Annotated in this window: 10 protein-coding genes and 1 other RNA gene; 10 read left to right on the forward strand and 1 reads right to left on the reverse strand. The window is 50.0% G+C overall.

From position 1 onward, the window contains the following. Nucleotides 1–107 precede the first annotated feature (107 nt). Nucleotides 108–1415: an ArsB/NhaD family transporter gene (locus ACFQNG_RS03520; RefSeq protein WP_379863456.1), complete on the forward strand. Its 1308-nt coding sequence runs from the start codon at nucleotides 108–110 to the stop codon at nucleotides 1413–1415. A gap of 124 nt (nucleotides 1416–1539) precedes the next feature. Beyond that, nucleotides 1540–2847 (forward strand): ArsB/NhaD family transporter, encoded by a 1308-nt coding sequence (locus ACFQNG_RS03525; RefSeq protein WP_379863457.1) that lies wholly within the window; start codon nucleotides 1540–1542, stop codon nucleotides 2845–2847. Between the two features lie 237 nt (nucleotides 2848–3084). Here ACFQNG_RS03525 and ACFQNG_RS03530 read toward each other — a convergent pair whose 3' ends face one another. After that, entirely contained in the window at nucleotides 3085–4785 is a 1701-nt protein-coding gene (locus tag ACFQNG_RS03530; RefSeq protein WP_379863458.1) for a cell wall-binding repeat-containing protein, read from the reverse strand. A gap of 129 nt (nucleotides 4786–4914) precedes the next feature. Here ACFQNG_RS03530 and ACFQNG_RS03535 point away from each other — a divergent pair, with 129 nt between their 5' ends. The 8 genes from ACFQNG_RS03535 (at nucleotide 4915) to ACFQNG_RS03570 (ending at nucleotide 11435) form a co-directional block, all read left to right on the forward strand. Next, on the forward strand, nucleotides 4915–5202 hold the full coding sequence (locus ACFQNG_RS03535) for a hypothetical protein (RefSeq protein WP_379863459.1): 288 nt from the start codon (nucleotides 4915–4917) through the stop codon (nucleotides 5200–5202). A gap of 155 nt (nucleotides 5203–5357) precedes the next feature. Next, nucleotides 5358–5624: signal recognition particle sRNA large type (gene ffs / locus ACFQNG_RS03540), an RNA gene on the forward strand. Between the two features lie 400 nt (nucleotides 5625–6024). Next, entirely contained in the window at nucleotides 6025–7173 is a 1149-nt protein-coding gene (locus ACFQNG_RS03545) for a two-component system sensor histidine kinase NtrB (RefSeq protein WP_379863460.1), read from the forward strand. 210 nt (nucleotides 7174–7383) lie between these two features. Further along, nucleotides 7384–9078, forward strand: coding sequence for a DNA polymerase III subunit gamma/tau (gene dnaX / locus ACFQNG_RS03550; RefSeq protein WP_379863480.1), 1695 nt, complete (start codon nucleotides 7384–7386; stop codon nucleotides 9076–9078). 22 nt (nucleotides 9079–9100) lie between these two features. Further along, on the forward strand, nucleotides 9101–9412 hold the full coding sequence (locus ACFQNG_RS03555) for a YbaB/EbfC family nucleoid-associated protein (protein ID WP_379863482.1): 312 nt from the start codon (nucleotides 9101–9103) through the stop codon (nucleotides 9410–9412). 24 nt (nucleotides 9413–9436) lie between these two features. Further along, nucleotides 9437–10033, forward strand: coding sequence for a recombination mediator RecR (gene recR / locus ACFQNG_RS03560; RefSeq protein WP_379863461.1), 597 nt, complete (start codon nucleotides 9437–9439; stop codon nucleotides 10031–10033). 122 nt (nucleotides 10034–10155) lie between these two features. Further along, a complete protein-coding gene (locus ACFQNG_RS03565; protein ID WP_379863462.1) occupies nucleotides 10156–11112 on the forward strand; it encodes a CPBP family intramembrane glutamic endopeptidase in 957 nt (318 codons plus the stop codon). 50 nt (nucleotides 11113–11162) lie between these two features. Continuing rightward, the gene (locus tag ACFQNG_RS03570; RefSeq protein ID WP_379863463.1) at nucleotides 11163–11435 is read left to right on the forward strand and encodes a pro-sigmaK processing inhibitor BofA family protein; all 273 of its coding nucleotides are present in this window, start codon (nucleotides 11163–11165) and stop codon (nucleotides 11433–11435) included. The last annotated feature ends 261 nt before the right edge of the window (nucleotides 11436–11696 follow it).

The raw sequence follows: 11696 nt of genomic DNA on the forward strand, positions 1-11696 counted from the left end.
ACCGATGATATGAATTGCGTTACAATAAACTTAATCACATAAACGAACGACATGGAGGAGCCTGTCATTTGACGGGCTCCTTTTGTCTTTTTAGGGGGAGTGGAGAAATGCTGAATCCAACCTTGATCGCGGTTGCTGTCTTTTTGATTGTGTATGGATTTATTATTTCTGAAAAAGTGAATCGGGCCGTGATTGCCTTGTTGGGAGCTTCGGCCATTATCATGCTGGATGTGCTCGACACGGAAAAGGCGTTCAGGTACTACATTGAATGGGATACGATCGTTCTCCTGATCGGGATGATGATCTTGGTTGGGATCACCAATCGGACGGGTGTGTTTCAGTACGTGGCGATCAAATCGGCCAAAATGGCCGGGGGGAATCCGGTTCGCATCTTGGTCATTTTCTCGTTGCTCACCGCGGTGCTGTCCGCGTTTCTGGATAATGTCACCACCGTTTTGCTGATTGTTCCGGTCACTTTCTCAATCACAAGGATTTTGAAAGTGAACCCCGTGCCTTACCTCATTTCGGAAGTGCTCGCTTCCAATGTGGGGGGGACGGCGACGCTCATCGGGGATCCGCCCAACATCATTATCGGTTCCGCCAACAAACATCTCACATTTAACGCTTTTTTGGTCAACTTGGCTCCCATCGTCATCCTGATCTTGGTGGTTATCCTATATCTGTTGTATCTTATCTATCGGAATCAGCTGAGAGTGGATGAGGGGCACATTGAAAAATTGATGGAGATGGATGAGAAGAGCTATATTCACGATGTGGCCCTCATGAAGAAATCCTTGTTCATCCTTGGCTTGACGATCCTTGGCTTTTTGTTGCACTCCGTTCTCCATCTCGCCGCCTCGGTTGTGGCGATGCTGGGCGCCACTTTGCTCCTGTTGATTGGGTTGAAAGAAGAAGAGATAGAAAAGACCTTTGACTATGTGGAGTGGCAAACGATCTTCTTCTTTGCCGGTTTGTTTATTCTCGTGGGCGGGTTGCAGGAAGTGGGCGTCATTAAATTGTTGGCCACCCGGGCATTGGACATCACGGGCGGCGATGTGGCATTGGCGGGAAGCCTCATCTTATGGGTGTCAGGGATCGCCTCCGCATTTATCGATAATATTCCGTTTGTCGCGACCATGATTCCCTTGATCAAGGAGATGGTTGCAGGGCTTGGATTGGCTGCGGATTCCGCACATGCTAATGCCTTGTGGTGGTCCCTTGCTTTGGGGGCCTGTCTGGGGGGCAACGGCACGGTTATCGGCGCCTCGGCCAATGTGATCGTGGCGGGACTGGCCGCTCGGGAGAAGCACGGGTTTAGCTTTATGGAGTTCTTTAAAGTGGGGATGCCGATCGCCCTTGTCTCCTTGGTTCTGGCACACGCGTATATTTACCTGCGCTATCTGATTGCCTTGTGAGCGGGCGTTTCATTTACCCTGTTTCGTTATCCTAGTATAATTGGAGGAGTAAAGAAACCATACTAATAGGGAGCCCTTTCTTTTGTCTGGGCTCCTTTTATCTTGCAGAGAGGGGAGAGAAACCATGAGCCCAACTTTTATTGCGGTTACTGTCTTTCTTATCGTTTATGCTTTGATCATTTCGGAAAAAGTAAATCGGGCTATCGTGGCTTTGCTCGGCGCATCCGTGGTCATCGTCCTCGGCATACTGGACACGGAAAAAGCGTTTCATAGGTACATAGACTGGGAGACCATCATTTTGTTGGTGGGGATGATGATCCTGGTGGGGATCATCAACAAAACGGGAATCTTCCAGTACCTCGCCGTCAAATCGGCCAAACTGACTGGCGGAAGCCCGATCCGCATCCTGATTATGCTTTCGGCGTTGACCGCTTTGATTTCGGCCTTTTTGGACAATGTTACAACGGTGCTTCTGTTTGTGCCGGTCACTTTTTCGATTACGCGGATCTTGAAGGTAGATGCGACACCATTTTTGATCATGGAAGCGATTGCATCCAATATTGGGGGAACCGCCACATTGATTGGGGACCCGCCGAATATCATCATCGGGTCGGCCAATGAACATCTGACCTTTAATGATTTCTTGTTGAATTTGGCGCCGGTGGTTATCCTCATCCTGATCGTCGTCCTGTTTCTCGTGTATGTGGTTTACCGTCGCCGCATGAAGGTGGATCAGGCGTTGACCGCGCAACTGATGGAGATGGATGAGAAAAGTTATCTAACCGATGTTGCGCTGATGAAGAAGTCGTTGGTTGTGTTGGCCTTGACGATTGTGGGATTTGTCCTGCACTCCGTGATTCATATTGAACCGGCGGTCATCGCCATTACCGGGGCGACGCTGTTGATGCTGATCAGTGTGAAAGAGGCCGACATGGAGAAAGTGTTCAGTTATATTGAGTGGCAAACGATCTTCTTCTTTGCGGGTTTGTTTGTGTTGGTGGGGAGCTTGCAAGAAGTGGGGGTCATTAAGCTGTTGGCAACTGAGTTGCTCAGGGTGACAGGGGGGGATGTTTCGGTTGCGGCGGTGCTGATCTTATGGGTATCCGGGATCGCTTCCGCCTTTATCGACAACATTCCGTTTGTCGCCACGATGATTCCCCTGCTTCAAGATATGATAGCGAGTCTCGGCTATCCGGTGGATGGCGTACACGCTGAGGTTTTGTGGTGGTCCTTGTCCTTGGGAGCGTGTTTGGGCGGAAACGGAACCATCATCGGGGCGTCCGCCAACGTGGTGGTGGCTGGCCTCGCCGCTCGAGAAAAGCAAGGCTTCACTTTCTGGCAGTTCTTGAAGGTGGGCATGCCCATCACCTTGATCTCGTTGGCGATTTCCCATTTATATGTCTACCTGCGCTATTTGATTGATCTGCCATAAGCATGCCGACCGCTCATTCGTTCCAATGGGCGGTTTATTTCGTTTGCCGCAAAGATTTTTGCGCTGACGGATGCGATGGTGTCATAAAGAGAAGGGAAGTGAGAGTGCTCAGGAAAGGAATGCAAAGTGGTGGGCGCATGGCTGGCAGCCCAATAAAAAAGAGCCCTTGGTCATGCCGATTGGCACAAACAAGGGTTTAAGCGTGTGCAGGGATAGGGATTCGTCATCCCTGCCAGATTACTTAATCAAACCGTTGAAGTAGCTTTGGATACCGGTAGAAACAGAATCGGTGCCACCCAAGATGTACACGACATCCGTGTAGTAGTCTGGCAACTCATTTTGCAGGTAGTTGGTGACGCTGGCATCGATTTTGGTGGCCGTCGTCAACAGGATGGGCGCGTAACGGTTAGCCGCGAGCGGACCACCTGGCAGCGCATCGGAGAAGATCATTCCGTTGGCCACGACCAAGTTGCGTGGGTCCATCCCGAAAAATTCGGTGTCAAAGAAGTATTTGATCAAGTTTACGCCAACGGCAAAACGATTTGCGCCACCCACGCGGTCCACATTTCCGCCGGTCAGTGTTTTCAATCGGTTGAGCACATTGTCGGACACGGTGTCCGATCCGCCGACGATGACAAAGTCTCTAATGCCGTTCTGTTTGATATACGCTTCCACAGAAGCTGGCACTTTGTCCGTGCTTACTTGCAGGATCGGATAGAAGTATTGTCCCGCTGGGCTGGAAGCAGATAGCGCATCCGGGAAGTTCAAGCCGCTGGCGATGATAGCCTTTTGCGGTTCGAAGCCAAGATCAGTCAAGGCTTGCCCCACATTGGCGGAAACGGCGAAACGGTCAGCGCCGTCGATCCGTTTGGTTTCCAGGCCCAAATCTTTCAGTTGCTGTTCTACGGCTGGGGTGACCGAATCGATTCCTCCCAGCATGATCGCTTGCTTCGCGCCCAACCGCGTGATCTCCGCTTTGATGGGGGCCGGCAACGATTTGGGGTTGGTCAACAGCACAGGCGCTTGCAGCGCGGCTGCCAATGGGCCGCCGGACAGCGCATCGGTATATAAGTCCCCACGGGCAATCAAGATGGTATCGGTGCCATAGGGGTAATTTTCTTTGCTGATATTAGCGGATACGGCATAACGATCCGCCCCGTCAATCCGTTTTACCCCTGGATTGGTGATCTCCAACGTTTTGAAGACCATGTTTTCGGAAGCCTCTTCCGCCATCATATACACCGTGTGGTCTCCGATTTCGAGCGTCAGTGTTTTGTTGAACGTGGTTCCCAACTGTTCGTCATTTGAACCGTCCACGCTTAAATAAACGGAAGCGGACTCGGATACTGATCCGGTCAGATTAACCGTTTTGGCCCCTTTTGCCATCCGGAACGGGTTTTTCGCGGGGCTGGTCAAATTGATTTGCGGAACCGTCGTATCAACGGTCATGGTGACGCCGTTCACGTTGTATCGATAAGGGACCGACCATTCCTCCAGGGATTCCACCATAAAGTAGTAGTCTCCAGCGGGAATGGTATCGCCGTCAAAATACATCGCAGGCATGTCGGGATCGGAATCGACGGCTGAAAGGGGGATCAAGGTATAGAAATGTTCGCCTTGTTCCGCATTGGAGTTGATGTGGATCGTTCCGCCTTGGGAGACGTGGATTTTGTATAAGTGAGCCCCGGAGAAGTCAATGGAACCGGTAAAGGTGGCATCCGTCACTTCTTGAGCCGTTACGCTGCGGGTGCTTAGTTTGGCGGATGATTTGTTCTCATAAAGATAACGCTCAACCTGTTGAATGGTTTTGGTACGATGAGCTTTTTCTACATCAGACGCATTGTGCGCTTTTCCTTCCGCAGAACCCAGTCCTGGGAAAGCGACAACGGTACCCAACACGGCTGTTGTAAGCACGCCAGCAAAAATCTTTTTGCGCAAATGATTATCCCCCTTCACAACTGTGGTAAAATGCACTCAGTATAAAGATTCGTATGCTTTGCCGTTTTTTGATGTCGAAAAAAATGGCGAAATGTCGAACGCGAATGACATCATCGGAGGGATAAATAGATGGAGGAGCGGAAAGCGCGGATTCGCGAACAGGCCAAGCGATACCATGCCCAATTCAAAGGCAGGGATGAGATGGAGGAGTATGCGGGAAACACCCGGGCTTGCTGCGAGTATTGCGACAAGGATGTGAAGCCATGGGAAATCCATATCGTCACTTCGGCGGATAAAGAACGCTGGGCATGTCGGACATGTGTGGAGAAAGAGGGGCTTACGCTATCGGAGAGTGAACAGGCGATTCACTTTGAAGCGGTGCGGTTGGCCAGTAAGTGGATTTATATTCGAGGATAATTATTTGGTTTTTGGAACATATTTTTAAATGGATGATGAAGAAGAGGTTGATGCACAATACAATTACTATATACCCAAGCTATATATTCATCATATTTCAGTAAAATATATCCACCCCGTTGCTCTGGCCGAATGCTTGTGTTATGATAGAAACACCGCGCTAGATGGGGAGCTGGCGGTGCCCTGTAACCCGTAATCCGCCTTAACGGGGTTGAATTCCTATCTGAGGCGCATCTTGTGCGAGGTCTGGTCTGGATGATCAGTGTTGATGATTGGGTCCTACGCAACGAAGCCTTCCGAACCGTGTCAGGTCCTGACGGAAGCAGCACTAAGGGAGAATCTTCGTGTGCCGTAGGGGTGCCTGGTTTGAGCTGACGATCCAGCGCCCGCTCGGGCTCGATGCGTCAAAGGTAGGTGCGCGGCTACATAAGATGAAGCCAAACCCAAGTTCCAATATTGGAGCTTGGGTTTTTTTGTTATTCCATCGGTTATTTTGTTCGGTAAAATGTAAAAAAAGCCCATTTTCTTGAAGGAAGAAAATGTAAAACGGCGAATTAGAAAATATCACAATTTTGACAAAAAAGTTCGAATCATAAATGTGTCGCGAATGGAGGTGACTCGTACCGAGAGGGGTTCGTCCTGTTTTTCTTGATTGTAGCGAGACGGGCGAATGACACTTGGCACGTTTGATATCTGTCAGCGATGGATAGCAACAGTCCGAATCAGCGGCTTGTCCGAGGCGACATCTTGTGCAAGAACCGTATTCACGCTGGAAAAGCGAGTACAAGAGAAGAAGGGAAGCGACGATGTGGCGGTGCGATTATGATTAATATGAACATGAAAACCTCAATAGAACATGCTGATCATCCATCTTGCCAGTACCTGCCTTTTTATCCGATGACAACGGTTGAGCGCATGACCGCCCAGATGATATCGAAGATTCATCTTGGGATCATTGTGCTGGATGAGTGTAGCCAGGTGTTGGAGATCAATCCTGTGGCCGCTGCGCTGTTAGGATTGGATCGCGCACAGGTGCTTTATCGTTCATTTGAGGAATTGGTAGCTCAGCTGGGCTTGCATGCGCATGAAAAAGAACGGTTGACGTCATTTGTTTATTCCGTCCAAGACGGACGAGAGATGGAGTGGGAGTGGCATGATGAGGGGGAGGCGCGGTATCTCACGCTCCGGATGCAAGCGATCAAGGATCATGAGCTTCGGTTGCAAGGGTACATGTTGGTGATAGAGGATGTCACCGCGCTTCGATTATTGGAATTGCAGGTACGACGTAACAATCGTTTAGCGACCATTGGACAAATTGCAGCCGGTACGGCGCATGAGATTCGCAATCCACTGACGGCGATAAAAGGGTTCTTACAAGTGATCGGACACAAGTTGAAAGATGACGGGCAAGGCAAGGAATGCGGCTATATCGAGATTATGTTGAAAGAAATCGAACGGATCAGCAACTTGGTCGGCGAAATCCTGCTGTTGAGCAAACCTCGCCAAACAGATTTGCGCGCTGTGAATGTGACCAAAGTCCTAAGGGAGATCTTGCCCATTATTAAAAACGAGGCCTTATTACATAATATAGATGTTTTTTTTGAGAAGAGTGTCTCCCCCCTTCCGGTGGTCATCGCTGACGGGGAGATGTTGAAGCAAGTGTTTCTCAATTTGTGCAAAAACGCGATTGAAGCGATGAAACAAGGGGGGCTGCTGACCATTCGTTTGGCCACGATGGTATCGGAGCGGAAATTGCGTGTGGAGATTATTGATTCGGGAACGGGAATTCCCGACGATGTGCGAGAGAAAATTTTCGAGCCATTCTTTACGACGAAAGAGAATGGCACGGGTCTTGGACTTCCGATTTGCCGTCAAATCCTGCTGGAGTTAGGGGGGACGATCGAGCCGGACTCAAGCGAATCGGGGACGACGATGCGAGTCTATTTGCCCCTGGGGATGAAACCGGAATAACCACATTCTGGTGGTGGTAATCGGGATCGGGCCGGGGGTGATTTTTGAACAAATGGATGTGGTTTTCTCTGATTTCGTTTCAACCCACTTTCATGGTGGGTTTTTGTTGTTTCTGCGAAATGTCGCCTTTTGGAAAAAAGAGAGTCAGTGTAGTATGATAATAAGGATCATCAGATTTTGCCCCGCATGGGGAAGGCTGGAGTGTTGGTTGTGTCCTATCGGGCATTATATCGGGTATGGAGACCGCAACGTTTCGAAGATTTAGTTGGGCAGGAACACGTGACAAAAACGCTCAAAAATGCCTTGAAAGAGAAGCATCTCTCTCATGCTTATCTCTTCAATGGCCCGCGAGGCACAGGGAAAACCAGTGCCGCCAAGATCTTTGCCAAAGCGGTTAACTGTGTGCACGGCCCTGCGCCCGAACCGTGTAACGAGTGTGAAGCATGCAAGCGGATTACGGAAGGCGCGATCATGGATGTGGTGGAGATTGACGCCGCTTCCAACCGCGGGGTGGATGAAATCCGCGAGCTGCGGGACAAGGTGAAGTATGCCCCGACAGAAGTGCGCTATAAGGTGTATATTATTGACGAGGTGCACATGTTGACGACGGAGGCGTTTAATGCCCTGTTGAAGACATTGGAAGAACCTCCGACACATGTGATTTTTATTTTGGCAACGACGGAACCGCACAAACTTCCTCCGACGATCATTTCCCGCTGTCAGCGTTTCTCTTTTCGCCGCATCTCTTTTGAACACATTGTCGCTCGCATGAAACTGATATGCGAATCGATGGGGATTTCCTATGAAGAAACAGCCTTATATGCGGTAGCGCGAGCGGCTGATGGCGGCATGCGTGATGCCTTGAGCCTGTTGGATCAAGCCTTGGCCTTTGCCGGGGATCGATTGGATGAGCAAGCCGTCATGGCCGTTACCGGGGCCGTGTCAAAGGAGATCGTGCTCCACATGCTCCAAGCGGTCGCGGATGCTTCCGTTCCCGAGGCGTTGAAGCGGTTGGATGAAGCCGTCATGGCCGGAATGGAACCGGAAAAGCTGATTCAGGATTTCATTCATGCAGTTAGGGACGTTCTGTTATATAAAACGGCGCCACAGTTGGAAGGAGTCAAATCGAGCTTAGGGTATAGCGAGCTTTTTCCGCGTTTGAGCGAACGGCTTTCCATCGGACGTTTAACACAGATGCTTGATCTCTTACTCCATTACCAGCAGCAGATGAAATGGGTTGCCCATCCGCGGATTGTGTTGGAAATGGCGTTGCTTCGTTTGATTGAAGCGGGGGAGTCTGAAGCAAAACAAGACGCCTCTGTTCCGGTAGCCAAGTTGGAAGAGCGGATTCGTGAGCTGGAGCAAGCCCTGCGCAAGTTGCAAGCAGCTCCCTCCGCGTCTGCTGAGCGAACCGCGCCTTCCACACCGGAAAGCCCAAAACAGCCGGCTATTGGCAAAAGCCAACCAAGGTTTACCTCCTTGAATGAGCAATGGTTCACAAGGTTGTCCGCTGAAAAGTTGAAGGAGGTTAGACGTGTCTGGCCGGAAGTCTTGCATCGGGTCAAAGAAGACAAGATCATGGTGCACGCCTGGTTGGTGGATGGCGAAGTGGTAGGGGCGACGCAAGATACCGTTGTCGTTGCCTTCCGCAGCAAAATCCACTGTGAGACAGTGGAGAATAAACATAAAGACTGGATTCAACAAGTGATGGCGCAAGCGATGGGAACGCCGATGCGACTCAAAACCATCATGATGCCGGAGTGGCAAGAATTTATGAACCGGCATGGCAAACAGGCGAAAGATGAACCGGAGGAACCCGATGAACCAAGCGGGCAAGATGATATCATTAAGAAGGCTATTGGTTTGTTTGGTGAACAACTGGTGAAAGTGATTGACCAAAATTAGTGTGGGGAGGCAAATCCTTATGATGCGTAATATGAACCAGATGATGAAACAAGTGAAAAAAATGCAACAGGAAATGGCGAAAGCGCAACAAGAACTGGAGCAAAAAGAAGTGGTGGGCACCGCGGGTGGCGGTGTGGTGAAAGTGACGATGAACGGCCACAAGCAGTTGAAAGGGATTGAGATCGCACCGGAAGTGGTTGATCCAGATGATGTGGAAATGTTGCAGGACCTGATTACGGCCGCGTTTAACGAGGCAATGAAACAAGTCGATGAGCTTGTGGCGAAAGACCTGGGCAAATTTACGGGCGGGATGAACATTCCCGGACTGTTCTAGTGAAAAAGCTAGGGGTGGCGAACGTTGTATGTGCCTGAACCAATATCAAAACTGATTGAAGGATTTATGCGCCTGCCGGGGATCGGCCCCAAAACAGCGCAAAGATTGGCGTTTTATGTGTTGACGATGGAAGAGGATGATGTGCTGGATTTGGCCAAAGCCTTGGTTCGGGCCAAACGCGATCTGCATACCTGTTCGATCTGCGGAAACATTACCGATCATGACCCATGTTATATCTGCTCAGACAAGCACCGGGACCGTTCCGTCATCTGCGTGGTTCAAGATACCAAAGACTTGATGGCGATGGAACGCACGCGGGAATTCAACGGGTTATACCATGTGTTGCATGGGGCGATTTCCCCCATCGAGGGAATCGGGCCCGAAGAATTGAAAATCCCTGAGTTATTGAAGCGTTTGGAAGATGATCGCGTGCAGGAATTGATCTTGGCGACCAATCCCAACATTGAGGGAGAAGCCACGGCCATGTATCTGTCACGCTTAATCAAACCGTTTGGATTGAAAGTGACGCGAATCGCGCATGGGTTGCCGGTGGGCGGTGATTTGGAATACGCGGATGAGGTGACCTTGACGAAAGCGCTGGAAGGCAGACGTGAGGTTTAATCTGACAAGCCCGCGCATATAGTAGAGCGACACTCTTTTTCTTGGAAAGGGGCGTCGCTCTTATTTTTTTCAAAGCGGGTGAACGAATATTGATCAATATGCTAAATGGTGGATGGACGATAGTGGATCAGCTTCGACACGGGGTGGCTTGGTGTTTGTGCGCAATGTTTTTTCTTATGGTTCCCCTTGAATTTGCCTCATTGGAGTGGCGTTTGACCCCGCATGGGACCTGGTTGATCACGCCGGCGGAAGCTTCTTCTGCCCCTTTGGCCTTGGTGATGGCAATCTGTTCGATCCTTGTGTTGGTGGGCAGCTTTGTCTTTGTGTTGTGTGGGTGTTTGCGACGGTTCACCCATGAACAAAGGTTGTTGGAATCGACACTCCAGGCGAGGGATATCGCTTACTTTACGGCTTGGGTTCAGACCTTCAATTTGTTTTTCACTCTGATGCTCCTGTTGTTTCCCGGACTGGGTGAAGCGATGGCTTTATCTTTGTTCACCCCATACCTTCCCTTCTGTTGGATGTGTTTGTCCGCAGCTTGGATATTGAAGGGAAGATGGCGGCAAATCGGCTTTGTCCAGTTGGATTCGGCCTTTTGGGTGAAAGTTCCTTTGGCTGTCATTGGCATTTATCTCCTCTTTGTGTTTGTGGTGGATCGCCACTTGACCGAGTGGTTTGCCGATGTCTGCTCATTGGAGCTGTCATCCTGGCGTGAAGACAGCATCAGCGAGGGGATTAAACAGGCGAGCGGGCTGAATCCACTCTTGGTGGTTTTGCAATTGATCGCGATTGGATTGATTGGGCCGATGGCGGAAGAAATCCTGTTTCGGGGATTCTTGCAGGATTGGCTGACGAAGGATTGGGGGGCAGGCGTGGGAGTGATGGCATCGGCGCTGTTGTTTGCCTTGTTTCACATCGATGTGCCGTTATTGCCCACCCTCTTTTTGTTGGGAATGGCGTTGGCCTTGCTTAAAAGTTGGACAAAGAACCTTTGGGCGCCGATCTTGTTTCATTGTTTCAACAACACCATTGCGACCTTGGTCGACATGAGCGGAAGTGGGCTGGTGGGATATTTTTGAAGTTGGGGACATAGGTATGAGAATAGCTTGTCTATTGCGGAGGGATGAAGATGTTGGAGATCAAGTGGTGGGGGTTGGCGTTGGTTGGGGCGGTTATGGTGTTTATGTTGATCAATCGTTCCGTCACCAAACCGTTGTATTGGATATGGCGTGGTTTTTTGTACTCTGCCATCGGCGGTTTGGTTTTGTTTTTGATCAACTTGGTCGGACAGTTTGCGCACTTCCATATTCCCATTAATCCGGTGACCGCTTTTGCAGCGGGCATATTGGGGGCGCCGGGGGTTTTTTATCTTGTGGTGGTCAAACTGATCTTTATTTCATAAGAAAAAATGAAAAAAAGTGTTGACGAGTGTAAAAGATGGTGGTAATATCTTATTTGTCGCCGCGAACGAGCGGTGAGTTGAACAAAATGAAGTGTTCCTTGAAAACTAAAGAGTGAACGTGACCTGTCAATTCAATGTGACACTTCGGTGTTACCAATGAGCATAGACTCAAACCTCAAGTCTGGCGCTTAGCGCTAAGACCTTTAACGGAGAGTTTGATCCTGGCTCAGGATGAACGCTGGCGGCGTGCCTAATACATGC

The sequence above is a fragment of the Laceyella putida genome (assembly GCF_042665195.1).
In the GTDB taxonomy this organism is placed as follows: Bacteria; Bacillota; Bacilli; order Thermoactinomycetales; family Thermoactinomycetaceae; genus Laceyella; species Laceyella putida.

Excerpts from the sequence above, each read along its gene's own strand:
- ACFQNG_RS03535 (WP_379863459.1), top strand. The coding sequence starts at position 4,915 with ATGGAGGAGCGGAAAGCGCGGATTCGCGAACAGGCCAAGCGATACCAT.
- ACFQNG_RS03555 (WP_379863482.1), top strand. The coding sequence starts at position 9,101 with ATGCGTAATATGAACCAGATGATGAAACAAGTGAAAAAAATGCAACAG.
- ACFQNG_RS03545 (WP_379863460.1), top strand. The coding sequence starts at position 6,025 with ATGATTAATATGAACATGAAAACCTCAATAGAACATGCTGATCATCCA.
- ACFQNG_RS03570 (WP_379863463.1), top strand. The coding sequence starts at position 11,163 with ATGTTGGAGATCAAGTGGTGGGGGTTGGCGTTGGTTGGGGCGGTTATG.
- ACFQNG_RS03520 (WP_379863456.1), top strand. The coding sequence starts at position 108 with ATGCTGAATCCAACCTTGATCGCGGTTGCTGTCTTTTTGATTGTGTAT.
- ACFQNG_RS03525 (WP_379863457.1), top strand. The coding sequence starts at position 1,540 with ATGAGCCCAACTTTTATTGCGGTTACTGTCTTTCTTATCGTTTATGCT.